Raw genomic sequence first — 17,870 nt, 5'->3', positions numbered from 1 at the left:
TTGTATGTACATTTTCTTTATTTTAAAGGTTCATTGTTCGTAAAGCAAACATTTGATTCGACTTTTTCTGCTCTCGTTTCACTTTTTTCAAAAATTCCGCTGAATTCACATTTACCTTGTCTTCATGTATTCTATATGAATGAAGATATTGTATACCGGCTTTAGGAGGAAAAGTAATGGAACTGCTCTTTTTAGGAACAGGTGCAGGCATTCCTGCAAAAACAAGAAACGTCACTTGCACAGCGCTAAAGCTTTTAGAAGAAAGAAATGCAGTGTGGCTTTTTGATTGCGGAGAAGCAACGCAGCACCAAATCTTACATACAACGATTAAACCGAGAAAGATCGAGAAAATATTTATCACACATATGCACGGTGATCATGTATATGGCCTTCCGGGACTCCTTGGCAGTAGATCCTTTCAAGGCGGGGAGGATGAATTGACGATCTATGGACCAAAGGGCATCAAGGCCTTTGTGAACGCAGCACTTTCAGCCTCGCAAACGCATTTGACATATCCGCTGCATATCATAGAAATAGATGAAGGGGTCGTGTTTGAAGATGATACCTTTCAAGTAGAAGCAAGAAGAGTCTCTCACGGGATTCCAGCTTACGGCTATCGGGTTGTGGAAAAAGATATGCCTGGTTCATTAAAAGCTGAAGACCTAAAAGAAATCGGTGTAAAACCTGGACCTTTGTATCAGAAGTTGAAAAATGGGGAAACCGTGACACTCGAAGATGGAAGAACCATTGATGGAACCGATTATTTGGAACCCCCTAAAAAAGGGAGAATCGTTGCATTTTCAGGAGATACCCGTTTGTGCGAGAATATAACAAGGCTTGCCAAAAATGCGGATGTGTTAGTCCATGAAGCAACATTCGGTAAAGAAGATGCAGATTTAGCCTACAATTATTATCACAGTACAACAGAACAAGCAGCGAAAACAGCAGAGGAAGCAGGCGCAAAAAGGCTCATTTTGACCCATATAAGTGCACGGTACCAAGGAGAAGAGGCACTGAAACAACTGTTGAAAGAAGCCCGCGATATATTCCCGCTGACAGAAGCTGCACATGATTTCTCTTCTTTCCCCATTGAACGCACCCTGTAAAAATTGGATGAATCGTCAAAAAAAGTTGTGTGATTTTTTTGATATTTATGATGACGCTCTTTTTCAGGTAGTGGTAAAATGGTGAAGAAAAACAAATGACGAATTAAACCATGAAGAATACGGGAGGCACAATCAAAGATGAGCGGTTTTACAGCATTAAGTGAAGCAGAATTGAATGACCAATATGTGGCACTACAAAATGAGTATGAAACTTACAAAAGTAAAAACTTGCACTTAGACATGTCTAGAGGGAAGCCTTCACCAAAACAGCTCGATTTGTCTATGGGCATGCTCGATGTTGTGACATCAAAGGATGCAATGACAGCTGAAGATGGCACAGATGTGCGAAACTATGGCGGCTTGACAGGCCTTCCTGAAACGAAGAAATTTTTTGCAGATGTACTCAATTTAAAGCCAGAACAAATTATCATCGGCGGTAATTCAAGCCTGAATATGATGCATGATACCATTGCACGTGCGATGACTCACGGCGTATGTGACAGCAAAACACCTTGGGGAGAGCTGCCAAAGGTAAAATTCCTTGCACCAAGCCCAGGGTATGATCGTCATTTTGCCATTTGTGAGCTATTTAACATAGAGATGATCACTATCGATATGAAGGCTGATGGACCTGATATGGATCAGGTAGAAAAATTGGTCGCAGAAGATGAAGCGATTAAGGGCATTTGGTGTGTACCTAAATATAGCAATCCAGACGGCATTACGTATTCAGATGAAGTCGTTGACCGCCTAGCTTCAATGAAAACAAAAGCAGACGACTTCCGCATTTTTTGGGATGATGCATATGCAGTCCACCATCTAACGGATACACCTGATACGTTAAAAGATATTTTTCAAGCAATTGAAGAGGCAGGATACCCGAACCGTGTATTTATGTTTGCGTCTACGTCTAAAATTACATTCCCAGGCTCAGGTGTTGCACTGATGGCGTCTAGCCCTGACAATGTAAGCTTCACTCAAAAGCAATTATCGATTCAAACGATCGGACCAGACAAAATTAATCAGCTAAGACATCTTCGTTTCTTTAAGAATCCAGAAGGCTTGAAGGAACATATGAAAAAGCATGCAGCGATCATTAAGCCGAAATTTGACCTCGTTCTTTCCATTCTTGATGAAAAACTTGGCGGGAAAGACATTGCTGAATGGCACAAGCCAAATGGCGGATATTTCATTAGTTTAAATACACTTGATCATTGTGCAAAAGCTGTTGTGCAAAAAGCAAAAGAAGCAGGTGTCACAATGACAGGTGCAGGTGCAACATACCCATATGGAAAAGATCCGCTTGATCGTAACATTCGCATTGCACCAACATTTCCGGCTCTTGAAGAACTAGAGCAAGCGATCGACATCTTTACATTATGTGTTCAGCTTGTCAGCATTGAAAAGCTGCTTTCAGAAAAAAGTCAATCTGCTCCAACGGCATAAATAAAAGAAACTCCTTGACTCATAACGGGTCAAGGAGTTTTTTATTTTAATTAGCAGTTTGATAATAGGAGACAGGTTGTTTGGCTGCGCACCATACATCATAGATAGCAAGCTGTACAATATGCGGTTCATCATGATGAATATAGTGCGAGCTGTTTTGCGCCTGAATCCATCCGCTTTGGGATGACAAAGACAGCATGCGTTTATGAAGTCTGAGCCAAGCTTCGTGAGCTGGGTGAAACAATCGGCTCTTACCTGATGAAATGACAAGAAGCGGCATCATTCCATAATGGGTTTGCTCCTCTTTGATTGTGCTTAACATTTGCTGAAAGTCCTCATGCGTACATTCTGCTGTAAACTGCGCCATATATGAAGTGCGTTCTTCCTTTGATAAAAGCGGCAGGATCACCTGCTCTTGCTCCTCACTTGCCGGGTCTAACAGCACTATACCAATGACATCATCTCCTCTGCGGCTTGCCCATAACCGGCTGACAAGAGAGCCAAATGAGTGAGCGACAATAAGAAATGGCGGCTGAATATTGGCTTCTTTCAGCAGTGCATCTAAATCATCAGCGAGGTCATGCAAGGTTCTTCCTTCACCGCTCTCACTGCTCTTTCCATTTCCTAAACGGTCGTATAAGAAAACCCCAAGCTCTGGGTCAATATCACGTGCCATATTCGACCACGTATCACTAGAAATGCCATAGCCTGCTTCAAAGATAATCGTGGCTTGCCTTTTGCCTTGACGATGTTTTGTATAAAAGTGGTGTCCATCTATATGATACATTTTTTCAATCATTGCCGAATTCATTCTTCCATCTCCTCTAAGTGGTTCTTTAGCTAAAAGACGGCACAAAAGGCAGATATGTTTCTCTTAAAAACAAAAAAGATGCCTATTTCGAAAAATAGACACCTTTTTTCCTAAGAGCTTTTACCAAGCGCGATCATATTGACGCGGGCTTTCGATGGATGTACGGAGCTCTTGAGCAGCTGTTTTCGGGAAGTATGGATCCCGTAAAAATTCTCTGCCAATAAAGATCAAATCCGCACGATGATTTTGTAAAATCTCCTCTGCCTGTATACCAGATGTAATCAGACCGACAGCTGCTGTTTGAATGCCGGCTCCTTCTTTTATTTTCTCTGCGAATGTTACTTGGTAACCGGGGAATGTGTTGATTTTCGCCTGCACGACAGCACCTGAGCTGACATCAATTAAGTCGACACCTTGCTCTTTGAGCCAAGTGGCAATCCCAATATAATCTGCAATATCAAGTCCTTTTGTCGTGTAATCAGAAGCCGACACACGGACAAATAAAGGTCCGTCCCATACGGCGTTGACTGCGTCTACGACTTCTCTTAAGAAACGATAACGGTTCTCTGGTGAACCGCCATAGTCGTCTGTTCGGTGGTTCGCCAGCGGTGAAAGAAATTCATTGATCAAATAGCCATGTGCACCATGAATTTCAATGATGTCAAAACCCGCTTTTTTTGCCCGTACAGCTGCATCCTGAAACGCCTGAATGGTATCTTTGATTTGATCAACAGACATCTCGACAGGGGTTTTAGATGTTTCATCAAATGGGATGCTTGATGGTGCAAGAATGTCTCCATCAAGTTCAGCTTTACGTCCTGCATGGGCTAGCTGGATGGCTGTCTTCGTTCCGTATGCTTTGATTTGTTCGTTTAATGAAGCGAATCCTTCAATGTGCTCATCGCTCCAAATACCGAGGTCTTGATCACTAATTCTTCCCTCAGGAGATACAGCACTTGCTTCCACCATGATGAGACCAGCCTGACCTTGTGCACGGGAAATATAATGTGTGAAGTGGAAAGGCTGTAATTTCCCATCACGGTCATAGGATGAATACATACACATCGGGGACATCACGATGCGGTTTTTCAGTGTAACACCTTTTAATGTCCAAGGTGAAAAGAGTTTTGTTTCCAAATACCTTCGCCTCCTCATGGAATTGTATAGCCGATTATAACAGCCATTCAAACTTTCGTCATAAAAGGTGCTCAAAGAATATAGCTTTTATACACGTTTTTGTATAATGGAGAGATAGAGACATCAAAGGGGGAGAACGGATGAAATGGCAAACAGAGAGTGAACTAAGGGAGCTCCTGACAGCTCTTATGCAGTATGAAAGCATATCAGGTACAACAGGAGAAGTCGCGTTAGCGGAATATTTATATTATTTGTTAAGGGAGCGGCCTTATTTTGAGCAGAACCCTGATCATTTGGCTTTGCATCCGATGAAAGATGGCCGGTATTATTTAACGGCACTTGTGAAGCGCAGTACGCTGCGGCGTACCGTGCTGCTTCTTAGTCACTTTGATGTAGTCGATACAGAAGATTACGGCGAATTTCAAAACATGGCATGCAAGCCTGAAGAGTTAATGGCTTCCTTTTCGCAAAAAAGTGAGCTTCTTCCAAAGAGGGCAAGAGAGGACCTTGCTTCAGGCGACTGGCTGTTTGGAAGAGGGGCCATGGATATGAAAGCAGGTCTCACCGTACAGCTTTCTATGCTGGAAAGGGCGATGACAGGAACATTTGATGGAAATATCCTGCTCGTCACAGTTCCTGATGAAGAAGTGAATTCACAAGGAATGCTTGAGGCTGTGCCGAAATTAAAAGAGCTTAAAGAAAAACATGATCTTGACTATACCGCGTGTTTAAACAGTGAGCCGATGTTTGAAAAGTATCCAGGGGATGAACATCATTATATGTATACAGGCAGCATAGGAAAGGTATTAGCTGGATTTTTCTGTAAAGGGATTGAAACACATGTAGGAGAGCCTTTCTCAGGCTTAAATGCGAATTTTATGGTATCTGAACTAAACAGGCTGTTAGAGCTCAATAGTGATTATTGTGAGGAAGTAGATGGTGAAGTAACACCGCCTCCAACGAACTTAATGCAAAAGGACTTGAAAGAAGCCTATTCCGTTCAAACACCTCACACAGCCGTATCTTTATTTAATGTGCTCATGATGAAACGTTCAAGTGAAGAACTGCACGGACTTCTCTATGAAACTGCGAAACAAGCAGCAGACCAAATCGAGGCCAATCTTCAGCAAAAAACAGCGGACTTTCAGCGCTTTAAACACTTTACTCCAATTGACACTCAGGTGACGGTTCTTACGTATCACGAGCTGTATCAAAAAGCCGCAGAACGCTCTGGTGAACAGGAAGTCGAGCGCATTGTCAACTATGCATTCGCCAACCGAGGTGAACTTGGAGATCGTGATTTTTCAACGAAAATTGTCTCGGAGCTGACGACGCTATGTAAGGAAGAAGGACCGCTGATTGTTCTATTTTATAGTCCGCCATTTTACCCTTCGGTGTCCTCAACAGAAGATCCGCATATTCAGAAGACATTCAAGAAGATTCAAAAAGAGGCAAAAGAGGTATATGGACTTGAAGTAGAGGAAGTGAAATATTTCCCGGGATTGTCTGATTTAAGTTACTTACAGCTCGAAAAGCAGGAAGTAGGTCATTATACAACCAATATGCCGCTTTACCAAAAAGGCTATTCTTTACCGCAAGGAGAAAAGGAAGCCCTTTACGTTCCAGTCATCAACGTAGGTCCACTAGGAAAGGACCCGCACAAATGGACAGAGCGGCTGCACGTCTCGTTCTCTTTTGGCATTTTGCCAGAATTGCTAGAATCAACGATTCATGCTTTATTAGAGAAAAAATAAGTAGATGTAATGAAGAGCTCTATCTTGATGATAGGGCTTCTATTTAATAAATAGAAGATGATATTAAAGAAGACTTACATTTATTTGAAGGGGGGGAAGAAAATTAAATGGAAACTGGGAAATTAACAAAAACAGACATCATCACATCGCTTCAGGAAAGTATGAGTGAACTAGAGAAGCTAGTGGAGGCTTGTGATGATTATACACTGGATCGATCTTTAGGGGAGGATAAATGGTCAATTAAGCAGCTCACCGGGCATTTGTATGACACAGAAGAAGTCTGGTCAGAGCGGATAGAGCAGGCGATATCAGATCATCACACGCCTTTTCAATCATATGATCCTGAAATGTATGTGAAAGAAAGAGCGTATGAATGGTATAACGCAGAGGAGATCAAAGCATTGATCAAACGGATGAAAGAGAGAAGAAACAACACGCTTCGGCTATTAGAAAAAGATATATGGGAACAATCCGGTCTGCATCCGGAAGAAGGAGTGATGACCGTCCAAGTATTAGCTGAAACCATCGCTTTACATGAACAACATCATCTGGATCAAATCAAAGCCATCATGTCAATGAGGCAGTGAAAAGCACCTGTCATCAAAACAGGTGCTTTTCAATTTCATTTATACGTACTTGCTGAAAACATTTCATTTAATTCTGCTGCGCGTTTAGTGGCTGTTTTGACACAATCGACAACGGCCTCTTCAAATTGATAGGCAGCCAGTGTGTTCAGGCCGGCTTCTGTTGTTCCGCCTTCACTTGTGATTTCTTTGCGCAGTTCGGCCGGCTCTTTTCCGCTGTCTTGAAGCATATTAGCGGCGCCCGCAATCATTTGGCAAATGAGTAATTTCGCAGTTGCTTGGTCCATTCCAAGTTCTGAAGCACCTCGCTCCATTCCTTCAATCAAATGATAAATGAAGGCAGGGCCGCTGCCTGCGATGGCTGTCACAGCATTTAGTTGCGATTCATCTAATACTGTGACATGCCCGATCGTTTCAAACAGCTCGACGGCCTTTTTCTTTTGCTCCTCTGTCACTTCATGACTTACGGCAATACCAGTTGCTGACTGCTGAATCGCCGCTGATGTATTTGGCATCGCACGAACGACTGCACTCTTTCCGCCAGCATAGTGTTGAATCGTTTCAATAGAAATACCCGCTAAAATAGAAATGATCAGCTGTCCATGTAAATGAGGACGGACTTCAGAAATTCCGCTTTCTGCATCCTTCGGTTTTAAGGCAAAAACGAGAATATCCGCTTCTTCATAAATAAAGGACCGAGCGAAATCCGTTTTGACCCCATAACGCGCCTGTAATTCCTCTAATCGTTTTTCATTCGTTTTGTTTGTCACAATGATATCTTCATTCGACATCATGCCGCTTTTTAATAAACCTTTGATCATAGACTCTGCCATTGAGCCTGCACCGATAAATCCAATTTTACTCATAAGCTGCTCCTCCTTGTAGAAAATAAAAAAACCTCTCGCCTGAAAAGGACGAAAGGTTTTTCGCGGTACCACCCTCAATTAGCATGCAAACATGCATACTCAGCTCTAGTCCCTTAACGCGGGAAACGTTTAGGTTTGCCTAACAGCTCAAAGGGCAGGTTCAGCAAATAAGAGGATGGTGAAGTCTTTCAGCCGGCGGACCTCACTCTCTTGCATCATTATTTTGCTTACTAATCCTTGTCATCGCGCATCATATATTTGTTGTTCATTATGCAACGATGGACAAGTTTATGTCAATAGGGGCAGTTAAAAAAATTGCCCGTCTAAACCGCATGACAGTCTGCCTTTTGCAAGATACAATGAAGTAAGAAGGCTTAAGTACCCACAATCATGAGTCAAAAAGCAGGAGATGACGTATAAAAGTGAAAGAAGACATCATTCAATTATCCATCCCGACGCCGTTTGCTGTTGGGGATGTGTATGCATATGTATTAAAAGGAGAGGCCGTAACCTTAGTAGATTGCGGGCCGATGACAGAAGAGGCAGAGCATGCTTTTGTCACGCAATTAAAAGAACATCGTTTATCGATAGACGATATTGATCAGGTGGTGCTGACCCATCATCATGCAGATCATGTCGGTCTGTTAAATCTGATGAAACCTCATGTCCGTGTGATCGGACACCAGCTAAATGAGCCGTATATTAGTCAGGATCCAGTGTTTAAGCAGCGCCAAGTGGACTTTATGATTCCTTTTTTTCAGCAGTTAGGTGTCCCGCTTCGGCAAAATGAGTGTGAAAAAATGGTGAAGCAATCTTATACATATTCTTGTACTTCACATGTAGATGAGATCATAAAAGAAGGTGATCGTTTAAGCGGGCATGAACACTTCTTTGTGATGGAAACACCCGGACACGCACAGTCTCATCTTTCCTTTTTAGATGAAAGAACGGGGAATTTTATTGGCGGTGACCTGCTTTTGACGACCATTTCTTCAAATCCGTTAATGGAAGCACCTTATGAGGGTGAGGAACGTCAAAAATCACTGCTTCAATATAAAGCATCACTCAATCGGTTATTGCGTCTGCCAATCAAGACGATTTATCCAGGACACGGTCAGCTCATCACGTCCCACCATGAATTGATTGAAGAAAGATTTAAGAAACAAGAGAAACGAGCAAATACGATGTATCAGCTGCTTAAACAAAAAGAAATGACGGCCTTTCATCTTTGCCGCAAGCTATTTCCTGTGATGTATGAAGAGGCCTTGTTTTTAACGATGTCTGAGACAGTCGGGCAGCTGGATGTGCTCTTAGAGGCTGGGCGAATTGAAGAAATGCAAAAAGACGGAATCGTCTATTACAGAGCAAACTAAGGAGTGAGACACATGGGGCGATTGACAGGAAAAAGGATTTGGATTACTGGCGCATCTGGGGGCATTGGTGAAAAAATGGCGTACTTGGCAGCAGAAGAAGGCGCAGAGGTCATTATTTCAGCAAGACGAGTGGAAAAGCTTACTAGTGTGAAAGAAAAAATTATGAGTGCTGGCGGGGTGTGTCACATCACTCAGCTTGATGTCAGCCAGCTTGAGGACATTGATCGCGCGTATGAAGAAGTGGGGCCGGTCGATATTTTGGTCAACAATGCCGGCTTTGGCGTATTCGATCTCGTCGAAGATGCCTCCATAGAGGAAATGGTGTCGATGTTTGAGGTGAATGTGTTTGGCTTAATCGCCTGCACGAAAAAGGTCATCCCTGAGATGAAACAAAGAGGGCAGGGACATATTATCAATATCGCATCCCAGGCAGGAAAGATTGCGACACCCAAATCAGCTATTTATTCCGCATCAAAGCATGCCGTTCTTGGGTTTTCAAACAGCCTCAGAATGGAGCTGGCAGACTCAGGCATTCACGTGACGACGGTCAACCCAGGACCAATTGCCACAGACTTCTTTACCATCGCTGACCGCAGCGGTGAATATGTGAAGAACGTTGATTTTATGATGCTGAGTGCGGACAAGGTGGCAGGGAAGGTCGTATCTGCCATGATGACGAAAAAGAGAGAGATTAATCTGCCTGGCTGGATGAACGCTGGCAGCAAATTGTATCAGTTATTCCCATTTTTATTTGAAAAAGCAGCACGAAAAGCGATGATGAAAAAATAACAAAAAAGAAACCGGTTTTGAACTGGTTTCTTTTTTTGAGGTATGGCTTCATTGTGACACTTTCTATATCCGTCTTGCCGCTTGCTGAAGCGGGTCCCATACACTGTTAAACGGCGGTGCATAGCTAATATCTAAATCTTCAAGATCTGTTATGGTCAGCTCTTGGTAAAGGGCAGCCGCCACGATATCGATCCGTTTATCTACACCGTTTCTGCCGATGATTTGGGCACCAAGCAAGGTATGGTCATCGCTTCTGTAAATCAGTTTCACTTTCATTTTCTGCGCTTCTGGGTAATACTTCGCGTGATCTGTACTATCAATGGTGATGACGGAGAAAGGAATGTCCGCCTCTTTTGCTTCTTTTTCTGATAAGCCTGTTCGTCCCGCTGTCACGTCCATAAATTTCATGACGGCTGTTCCAGTCACGCCTTGAAACGCCCGGTTTGTCCCTGTCATATGAAAGCCTGCGATTCTCCCTTGTTTATTCGCAGTTGTGCCGAGCGGAATATAATCCAGTGATTTTTTGATGCGGTGATAGGTTGCCGCGCAATCACCGGCAGCATAAATGTCTTTTATATTGGTTTGCATGTATTCATTTACTGCAATAGCGCCATTTTGAAGACGCTTGATTCCGGTATGATGTAAAAAGGAGGTTTGCGGAGTGACACCGATGGCCATGATGACCATATCTGTTTGAATGGTTTGTTTGTCTGTGATAACAGCTGTGACATGTGACTTGCCTTCTAATTGCTGTACCGTTTCTCCAAGCGATACGTGAATGCCCTTGGCGTCAGCCTCTTCTTTAAGGTATTTTGCCATATCGGAGTCAAAGCCCGGGCCGAGTGCTGCTCCCCGCTGAATGATATGTACGTTTTTTCCGAGCGCTTTTAAATTTTCAGCCATTTCAAGGCCGATATATCCACCGCCAATGATCGTGACATGTGTGATGTCCTTTTCTAAATGGTCTAAAATGGACAGCGCATGCGGGATGGTTTTTAATACGTGTACGCCTTCTAATGGCTGGCTGTCTAAATCCAGTGTGACAGGGCTTGCTCCTGTCGCAATTAAGAGGCGGTCGTAGCGTTCTGTAAAGGGTTCTTTTGTTTTCGTATGATGACCCGACACTGTTTTTTGCTCTGGGTCAATGGAGGTCACTTCGTGTAAGCATCTGGCGTCAATTCCATATTTCTCACGAAAGGTTTCAGCACTGCGTGCGATCAGCTTTCTGTGATCATCAATGAGACCGCCGATCAAGTAGGGGAGTCCGCACTGTCCATATGAGAAAATCTCTCCTTTTTCAAAAGCGACAATGTATGCATTTGGATCCTCTCTATATATTTGCATAGCGCAGCTCATTCCAGCTGCATCTCCGCCAATCATCACATATTTCATTTAGTGTGCTCCCTTCTATCTATCGTACTGAATACTCTTATTTACCCTCATATTCCTTTTTTTAATGCTTTTTTTCGCAAAACAAACAAACTTTCGTTGAAAAATAAAGACAGCGCCTTCATTTTAAGCTACAATCGGATTATCGTCTTTTTGGGTTACGAGTTTAGTGAAGATTGGTGGGAAAGACTTTGAGTGACACGCGACTAGATTTTAATACGCTATATACGCGCCATACGAGAGAGGCCTGGTCAGCTCTTGGAGAATATATGCCGGTATCTGTTTCAGAAGAGGAAGCAAGAGCGCTGCAAGGGTTAAATGACTATTTATCGCTTGAAGAAGTTCGAGATATTTACATACCGCTTATTCGTTTTCTGACATTACATGTCTTTGCAGAAAAACAAAAAAACCAGCATGTGAATGCCTTTTTAAACTACCCGCATCATGCCAAAATTCCCTTTTTAATTGGGATTGCTGGAAGTGTAGCTGTCGGGAAAAGCACAACGGCTCGTATCATTGAAACGCTTTTATCTAGGCTTGGAGATGGGCTGAAGGTGAGTCTTGTGACAACAGATGGCTTTTTATATCCTCAAAAAGAATTAAAGGATCGAGGGCTGATGGAAAAGAAAGGCTTCCCGGAAAGCTATGATGTCAAAGCCCTGCTGTCTTTTTTGAATGAATTAAAATCAGGTAAACAAACTGTGCATGCCCCGGTATATTCGCATCTGACCTATGACCGGCTTGAAGGGGTGTATGAAACAGTAGAGGATGCGGATATTGTCATTATTGAAGGAATCAATGTGCTCCAATCACCAGCGCTGGATGATCTGAAGGATGAACCGCGTGTGTTTGTATCCGATTTCTTTGATTTTTCGATTTATGTAGACGCCGCTGAAACGCAAATTCAATCATGGTATAAAGAACGATTTCGTTTGTTAAGGGAAACAGCCTTCCAAGACCCTGAATCCTTCTTTCATCAATATAAAGATTTGACGGATGAAGAGGCAGATCAAATGGCAAGCACCATTTGGAATACCGTGAACCGCCCTAATTTATATCAAAATATTTTACCGACAAAATATCGGGCTGATCTCATTTTGAAAAAAGGGGATCAGCATAAGGTGGAAGAGATCGCCATCCGCCGGGTATAAAGAAAAAACCGCTCAAACGAGAGAGCGGTTTTTTTAATGATCTCCACTTACTTTAACAGCTACGGCTGCTGCCGATCGCTTTTTTAGACGGTAATATCCAATGAGTAAGAATGGAACGCCTGCGATGGTGATCATTGACAAGACCGTAAAAATGGAGAGGGGATGGGCTGCGCCAAAATAGTCAATGCACAGTCCGCCGACAAATGGTCCGATGACACTGCCGAGCTGAGAAAATCCCATCGCCCCAAAGTACGATCCCTTCACTTCAGGCTTTGCAATATTGTCTACAAAAAGATCCATCATCGCAAACAGCAGAACCTCCCCAATCGTAAACACGACAATGATGAAAGCAAGCATGCCGAGACTTTGTGAAAAAGCAATGGCAAACAAACTGCCGGCAAGAAGAATATTCCCGGTGGTCAGCGACAAAATGGTGGAGTAGCGCTTCGCAATCATGATGAGCGGATATTGTACGACAATGACAACCACTGCATTTAAAGATAAAAGATATCCAAACAGTTTAGGACCATCCTCAATCATAGGTGACGCTGATAAGTATTGAGGCAGCGTTGAGCTTAAATGCGAATACCCGAACGAACATAAGGTAACGCCGATGAGGATGATGCTAAAGACCGTATCTTTTTGGATAATGGAAAGGGCTTTTTTGACGCTGATTTGTTTCGTACTTTCTGGAGCAGCAACTGGATGCTTCTGAAATTGCCAGGCCAGTGTTAATCCATATAACAAATAAATGAAGGCAGCGACAAGAAATGGAAACGTTGTTTTCGATGACCCGAGATATAAGCCAAGCAGCGGGCCGAAGATCACCCCGATATTAATGGCCGTATACCGTAAATTAAAAACAAACAACCGAATACTTGATGGGGTGACATCAGATAAGAGTGCCTTAGACGTCGGTTCAAACAGTGCCCGGCACAGTCCATTTAAAGCGTTCATGAGAAAGAAGACCCAAATGGCATCTGCAAACGCAAAGCCAACAAACACAAGTGTCCAGCCGAAGATGGATAGAAGCATGACCTTTTTCCTGCCGATTCGGTCAGAAACATAGCCGCCGTAAAAACTCGCCACGATCCCAATAAGGGAGCTGACGGCAATGATTAACCCAGCTGAAGAAGCTGAAGCCCCTTTGACTTGTGTCAAATAAACGGCCAAAAAAGGAATGCTCATGGACGTCGCCATTCGGCCGAATATGGTGCCGATGATGATCGTCCAACTAAGTGGATGTAAAGTACGTAAGTTATTTTTCATGATGTTTCTCCCCTGAGTGTTAAGATGTTCCAATCATACATGAAAAATTGTGCAAATTAAATACACAATTTGATGGAGGAGACATCCGTCATATGGCAGAGGAGGCCCGAATAGCTCGCAAATTTGGAGAGCAATTTTTTTCTCCCGGTGCTTCTATGTCTTTTAGTATGCTGATTCGTACGATCACTTAAAGACAATTTAATCAAGATCAATCGCGACAATTTGCTGCAAGGACAGGTGGAGAACATCTTCATCATTGACGATTTTTATGCGCTGCGTTTCATAATGAATGGTTTTCACCCAGCCCCAAAACTGCTGTTTCATACCTGCTGCAGCATATGTCACGCAAATCGCTTGGTCCTCTGTAATCGACTGTGTGATCAAAAAATTCATTTCCTCTAACTGGTCAGTACTCAGCGAAGGAGGCGTGTATTCTTTTTTCTTCCGTTTTTGAGCAAGCAGCTGTTCACGGTGCTCTGGGAGCATCATTCGGCTTGATTCCCACATGATGTTGTATCCAGGTGTTAATTTATTGGGATTCATGGCTGTTCGCCTCCGTTATTTGTAATGTCCACCAATTTTTTCGGCGCGGTGATACGCCTGCCCTGCGCTTGTTAGTGACGAGGCGTGCAAGAGTGCAGCAGGTCCATACTTCATATGGATCGCATCAAATACTTTGCTGAGTCTGTCTTTTTTGAAATGGTGATCAAATAAACTCAGCTGATAGTGGCTGTCAGGCTGCAGCTGCGAGAGAGTAATACCTACACTGCGAATGGGCTGGCCGTCCCAGTGCTGCTGACATAGCTGAATAGCTGCGTCTGCAATATCTGTCCCGTATTGTGTGGGGGAATGGAGCTTGATTTGTCTATGAAATCCAGTCGGATGAGAAAAATCAGCGCCTCTTACGCCAACAGACACCGTTTGCCCAACATAATGCTTAAAGCGCGCACGTCTTGCCACTTCTTCACTCAATTCAAGAAGGGCGACTTTGATGTCCTCAAAGGACGCATAATCATGGGGAAGGGTCATATGATGCCCAACCGCTTTTTGCTGATCATGTGTGTGAAGAGTGACCGGGGAGGGATCGTGTCCTAAAGCTGTTCGCTGCAGAAGCTCCCCGTTGATTCCCCAGCGTTTTTTTAGCCGGTCTAACGGATAAGCAGCAAGCGTCCCGATGGTACTGATGCCCATTCGTTTTAAGTGGTGCTCCATCCGTTTGCCGACGCCAAATAATTTTCCAATCGGAAGCGGCCATAAATCAGCCGCAACCCGGTCTGCACGAAGTTCATAGATGCCAGATTTGTTTTTTTTAGCAAAATGGTCACAGGCCATTTTAGCGAGCACTTTATTAGGACCAATGCCAACACGTGCGTAAATGCCTGTCTGGTTCATAATGGTTGTTTGTATATTTTGAGCGATCTCGCGCGGCGAACCGAGTAGTGTCACACTTCCCGTAATATCGAGAAACTGTTCATCAATTGAATAGGGTTCGACAAGATCCGTGTATTGTTCAAGCAGTTCTGTCATCATGACAGAAACATCAAGGTAGCGCTGCATACGTGGACGTACGACGACGGCTTCAGGGCATTTCTCCTTTGCTTCCCATAATCTTGATGCATTTTGTACGCCCCGTTTTTTAGCGAGCGGGCAGGCCGCAAGTACGACCCCGCTCCGCCGCTCGGGATCTCCTGAGACGATGAGCGGCACATCCTTCAAATGGGGAGCCTCCACTTTTTCGACTGACGCATAAAACGACTGCATATCCACAAGCAGAATGGCTCGTTCATTCATGATTTTCACCTCTTAGAACGTATGTTCTGTATACATTTTAACCGCCAGAAGGTGAAATTGATACTGGTAAATCATTCAAAGAGAAGAGTGTAAATCCATACAAAAAAGACGAAGTGTCTCCACTTCGTCTCATCTGGGTAAAATGAGTCATTTTAAGCATGTGCTAAGTTATTGGATGTTTGGAGCGGCTCAGAACGCAAACGATAGGCCGTTAGTTTTTTCTTAGGCTTATGGGTAAACTGCCGCACCACATCCACATGGTCATCGTAATGATACAGATAAAGGGTTACATCATGCTTGCCAAGCTTTGTTTGCATGGTAAGCGGCGCCGGCCCTTCCTGCGGATGAAGAAAACGCTCTTCGTCACCAGGATAAATATAATAGCGTTCAATAAAGATCGCATCATTAAAATGTTGAATAATTTCGGATGTTTGCTGATCATCGAGTGGACGTCCTTGAAACGTCATCGTTGTTTGATCACTTGTTACTTTTGCATGCACCGCATAACGACTAAAAAGGCGTTCAACAACACCCGAAGGCAGCGAAGTGACAAGCAGCTTTAAAAGACTAAACACAACAAGTGAAGTAACAATCCAAACCAATATCATCATCTCCAATAAACGTTTGTTCCATTTCCTATATGAACCATCTTAACATAACAAAAGAATGGATCTTTCGCATAAAAAGTGAACTTTTTGAAATAAGTGTGAAGATTTAAAAGGAGATGATAGCAAAAGAACGAAGAACCAACAAAGCTGAAAGGAAAAAAGGCTGATACATCACCTTTACAAACAATTGATCAGACAGGTAGACTATTGAAACAGTTGATTTTTTGTGAAAAAAGAGCGGTACAGCTAAAAATGAAAAGGGGCGAGGCCATCATGATACGTCAAGTGAAGCCGTCAGATTTTTATGCGGTCACATCCGTCATTCAAAGCTGGTGGGGAGGCAGAGATTTACGAGCGAAATTGCCAAAGCTATTTTTCGAACATTTTCAGCAAACAAGTTTTGTCGTTGTTGAAAAAGGTGAACTGATCGGCTTTTTAGTCGGTTTTTTATCGCAATCGCATTCAGATGAAGCGTATATTCACTTTGTTGGGGTACATCCAGACCACCGGAAATTGAAGATTGGCAAAATTCTCTATCAAGCGTTTTATGAAGCGGCTGAAAAGGAAGGAAGAACAACGATTAAGGCTATTACAGCTCCTGTCAATAAAGTCTCGATTGCTTACCATACAAAGCTCGGTTTTCAGATAGAAAAGGGAGATAAAACAGTGGATGGCATTTCAGTTTTTTCAGATTACGACGGCATTCATGAAGACCGGGTGCTATTTGTAAAAAAGCTGGAGGCGAAAACATGATCATCAGACTGGATCAAAAAAATGAAGAACAAGCGAAAGAGCTGTTACATATCCAATTGGCTGCATATCAGCGGGAGGCAGAACAAATTGGCTATCAAGATTTACCGCCCTTAAAAGAAACGGTTCAAGACATAATAGAAACAGATGAGATTTTCATAGGCTTTGAAAAAGAGGGGCATTTGTTAGGAATCGCTTCATATGAACTGCATGATGATCGGATCATCCTCAGCCGGTTAGCTGTGCACCCACAACATGTCAATCAAGGAATCGGGACAGCGCTCCTGCAATCCATTATCCAGTATCAAAAAACAATCGAGCTCACAACAGCAGAGGCAAATACACCAGCAATCAAGCTTTATGAAAAACTAGGGTTTAAACAGAAGGCCCGTTTGCAGGTGGAAAACAATCTGATGTTAACAAAGATGGAACGTTTGATGCTTCGAAAGGTGGAAGTGATTGAATACCAATCGAGCTGGCCAAAACAATTTCAAGATGAGCATGACAATCTGAAAAAGATAGTTGGCGACAACTGGGTATATGGCCACCATATTGGCAGTACGTCAGTCATAGGAATGGCGGCTAAGCCAATTATTGATATCTTGCTAGAGGTGAAGCATATCAGCACCTTAGATGAGTGTAACCACCTGTTTCGCCAGCTTGGATATGAACCGCTCGGAGAAAATGGACTCAAGGGAAGACGTTTTTTTAGAAAAGGTGGCTTGAACCGAACACATCACGTTCACGCCTATGAAGCCGGACATGATGATGTAAAAAGGCATTTGGTGTTCCGAGATTATTTAAGAGCTGCACCTGATCGTGCCAAAGCCTATGCAGATAAAAAGCGTCAATTGGCAAAAGCCTATCCTGAAGATATGGCAAGTTATATCAAAGGAAAAGATGAGCTCATTAAAGAAATTGAACAAGAAGCGTACAATTGGTCAGACCAATTAAAGACAAATGATCAGACATAAGAGCTAACAGGGCGTGAACATGTTTAATTGATGACTGATATGTTACAATGTAACAATCAACGAAAAAAGGAT

General features: G+C 43.1%; 17 protein-coding genes and 1 other annotated feature. Of the genes, 9 read left to right on the top strand and 8 right to left on the bottom strand.

Translation table 11 applies throughout. The features are described from left to right. Positions 1-176: 176 nt before the first annotated feature. Complete coding sequence (gene rnz / locus MHB67_RS10915; RefSeq protein ID WP_056767266.1) at positions 177-1,106, top strand: ribonuclease Z; 930 nt, start codon at positions 177-179, stop codon at positions 1,104-1,106. Positions 1,107-1,244: 138 nt separating this feature from the next. After that, positions 1,245-2,552 (top strand): aminotransferase class I/II-fold pyridoxal phosphate-dependent enzyme, encoded by a 1,308-nt coding sequence (locus MHB67_RS10910; protein WP_342492515.1) that lies wholly within the window; start codon positions 1,245-1,247, stop codon positions 2,550-2,552. Between the two features lie 46 nt (positions 2,553-2,598). On the opposite strand, the gene MHB67_RS10905 is transcribed toward MHB67_RS10910, so the two are convergent. Further along, entirely contained in the window at positions 2,599-3,363 is a 765-nt protein-coding gene (locus MHB67_RS10905; protein WP_103131974.1) for an alpha/beta hydrolase, read from the bottom strand. A gap of 120 nt (positions 3,364-3,483) precedes the next feature. Continuing rightward, positions 3,484-4,500 carry an NADPH dehydrogenase NamA gene (gene namA / locus MHB67_RS10900; protein WP_080780811.1) on the bottom strand — a complete coding sequence of 339 codons (1,017 nt, stop codon included), beginning with the start codon at positions 4,498-4,500 and terminating at the stop codon, positions 3,484-3,486. A gap of 140 nt (positions 4,501-4,640) precedes the next feature. Here namA and MHB67_RS10895 point away from each other — a divergent pair, with 140 nt between their 5' ends. After that, positions 4,641-6,254, top strand: a complete 1,614-nt coding sequence (locus MHB67_RS10895; RefSeq protein ID WP_073206220.1) for a M20/M25/M40 family metallo-hydrolase — start codon at positions 4,641-4,643, stop codon at positions 6,252-6,254. Positions 6,255-6,361: 107 nt separating this feature from the next. Then, positions 6,362-6,841, top strand: coding sequence for a DinB family protein (locus MHB67_RS10890; RefSeq protein WP_073206218.1), 480 nt, complete (start codon positions 6,362-6,364; stop codon positions 6,839-6,841). 35 nt (positions 6,842-6,876) lie between these two features. On the opposite strand, the gene proC is transcribed toward MHB67_RS10890, so the two are convergent. Then, the gene (proC, locus tag MHB67_RS10885) at positions 6,877-7,704 is read right to left on the bottom strand and encodes a pyrroline-5-carboxylate reductase (protein WP_024428040.1); all 828 of its coding nucleotides are present in this window, start codon (positions 7,702-7,704) and stop codon (positions 6,877-6,879) included. A gap of 41 nt (positions 7,705-7,745) precedes the next feature. After that, positions 7,746-7,957 (bottom strand) — a binding site (T-box leader). Positions 7,958-8,126: 169 nt separating this feature from the next. On the opposite strand from proC, the gene MHB67_RS10880 reads away from it, so the two are divergent. Continuing rightward, positions 8,127-9,077, top strand: a complete 951-nt coding sequence (locus tag MHB67_RS10880) for an MBL fold metallo-hydrolase (RefSeq protein ID WP_025093016.1) — start codon at positions 8,127-8,129, stop codon at positions 9,075-9,077. Positions 9,078-9,089: 12 nt separating this feature from the next. After that, complete coding sequence (locus MHB67_RS10875; protein WP_025093017.1) at positions 9,090-9,866, top strand: SDR family oxidoreductase; 777 nt, start codon at positions 9,090-9,092, stop codon at positions 9,864-9,866. Positions 9,867-9,929: 63 nt separating this feature from the next. Here the strand turns inward: MHB67_RS10875 and MHB67_RS10870 are convergent, their stop codons facing one another. Further along, positions 9,930-11,258, bottom strand: coding sequence for a CoA-disulfide reductase (locus tag MHB67_RS10870; RefSeq protein ID WP_103131978.1), 1,329 nt, complete (start codon positions 11,256-11,258; stop codon positions 9,930-9,932). 188 nt (positions 11,259-11,446) lie between these two features. Between MHB67_RS10870 and coaA the strand changes: the two genes are divergently transcribed. Then, positions 11,447-12,406, top strand: coding sequence for a type I pantothenate kinase (gene coaA / locus MHB67_RS10865; protein ID WP_044332772.1), 960 nt, complete (start codon positions 11,447-11,449; stop codon positions 12,404-12,406). Between the two features lie 33 nt (positions 12,407-12,439). Here coaA and MHB67_RS10860 read toward each other — a convergent pair whose 3' ends face one another. The 4 genes from MHB67_RS10860 to MHB67_RS10845 form a co-directional block, all read right to left on the bottom strand. Beyond that, on the bottom strand, positions 12,440-13,675 hold the full coding sequence (locus MHB67_RS10860) for an MFS transporter (RefSeq protein WP_103131979.1): 1,236 nt from the start codon (positions 13,673-13,675) through the stop codon (positions 12,440-12,442). A 198-nt stretch (positions 13,676-13,873) separates the two neighbouring features. After that, positions 13,874-14,218, bottom strand: coding sequence for a YolD-like family protein (locus tag MHB67_RS10855; protein WP_041117889.1), 345 nt, complete (start codon positions 14,216-14,218; stop codon positions 13,874-13,876). Between the two features lie 15 nt (positions 14,219-14,233). Next, positions 14,234-15,466 (bottom strand): DNA polymerase IV, encoded by a 1,233-nt coding sequence (locus MHB67_RS10850; RefSeq protein ID WP_073206206.1) that lies wholly within the window; start codon positions 15,464-15,466, stop codon positions 14,234-14,236. 152 nt (positions 15,467-15,618) lie between these two features. Further along, entirely contained in the window at positions 15,619-16,068 is a 450-nt protein-coding gene (locus MHB67_RS10845; protein WP_024422888.1) for a YfmQ family protein, read from the bottom strand. Positions 16,069-16,347: 279 nt separating this feature from the next. Here MHB67_RS10845 and MHB67_RS10840 point away from each other — a divergent pair, with 279 nt between their 5' ends. Together MHB67_RS10840 and MHB67_RS10835 are read left to right on the top strand one after the other, a co-directional pair. Next, complete coding sequence (locus MHB67_RS10840) at positions 16,348-16,827, top strand: GNAT family N-acetyltransferase (protein WP_024422887.1); 480 nt, start codon at positions 16,348-16,350, stop codon at positions 16,825-16,827. Then, positions 16,824-17,798, top strand: a complete 975-nt coding sequence (locus tag MHB67_RS10835) for a GNAT family N-acetyltransferase (protein ID WP_073206204.1) — start codon at positions 16,824-16,826, stop codon at positions 17,796-17,798. The genes MHB67_RS10840 and MHB67_RS10835 overlap by 4 nt, the downstream gene beginning before the upstream one ends. Positions 17,799-17,870: the final 72 nt, after the last annotated feature.

Source organism: Bacillus sp. FSL H8-0516 (assembly GCF_038635285.1).
Lineage (GTDB): Bacteria > Bacillota > Bacilli > Bacillales > Bacillaceae > Bacillus > Bacillus safensis.
Note: the sequence above shows the minus strand (reverse complement) of the source record. Positions and strands in the feature narration are given on the sequence as shown.

Excerpts from the sequence above, each read along its gene's own strand:
- MHB67_RS10870 (WP_103131978.1), bottom strand. The coding sequence starts at position 11,258 with ATGAAATATGTGATGATTGGCGGAGATGCAGCTGGAATGAGCTGCGCT.
- MHB67_RS10855 (WP_041117889.1), bottom strand. The coding sequence starts at position 14,218 with ATGAATCCCAATAAATTAACACCTGGATACAACATCATGTGGGAATCA.
- MHB67_RS10850 (WP_073206206.1), bottom strand. The coding sequence starts at position 15,466 with ATGAATGAACGAGCCATTCTGCTTGTGGATATGCAGTCGTTTTATGCG.
- proC (WP_024428040.1), bottom strand. The coding sequence starts at position 7,704 with ATGAGTAAAATTGGATTTATCGGTGCAGGCTCAATGGCAGAGTCTATG.
- MHB67_RS10910 (WP_342492515.1), top strand. The coding sequence starts at position 1,245 with ATGAGCGGTTTTACAGCATTAAGTGAAGCAGAATTGAATGACCAATAT.
- MHB67_RS10840 (WP_024422887.1), top strand. The coding sequence starts at position 16,348 with ATGATACGTCAAGTGAAGCCGTCAGATTTTTATGCGGTCACATCCGTC.
- MHB67_RS10835 (WP_073206204.1), top strand. The coding sequence starts at position 16,824 with ATGATCATCAGACTGGATCAAAAAAATGAAGAACAAGCGAAAGAGCTG.
- MHB67_RS10890 (WP_073206218.1), top strand. The coding sequence starts at position 6,362 with ATGGAAACTGGGAAATTAACAAAAACAGACATCATCACATCGCTTCAG.
- MHB67_RS10860 (WP_103131979.1), bottom strand. The coding sequence starts at position 13,675 with ATGAAAAATAACTTACGTACTTTACATCCACTTAGTTGGACGATCATC.
- MHB67_RS10875 (WP_025093017.1), top strand. The coding sequence starts at position 9,090 with ATGGGGCGATTGACAGGAAAAAGGATTTGGATTACTGGCGCATCTGGG.
- rnz (WP_056767266.1), top strand. The coding sequence starts at position 177 with ATGGAACTGCTCTTTTTAGGAACAGGTGCAGGCATTCCTGCAAAAACA.
- MHB67_RS10905 (WP_103131974.1), bottom strand. The coding sequence starts at position 3,363 with ATGAATTCGGCAATGATTGAAAAAATGTATCATATAGATGGACACCAC.
- MHB67_RS10895 (WP_073206220.1), top strand. The coding sequence starts at position 4,641 with ATGAAATGGCAAACAGAGAGTGAACTAAGGGAGCTCCTGACAGCTCTT.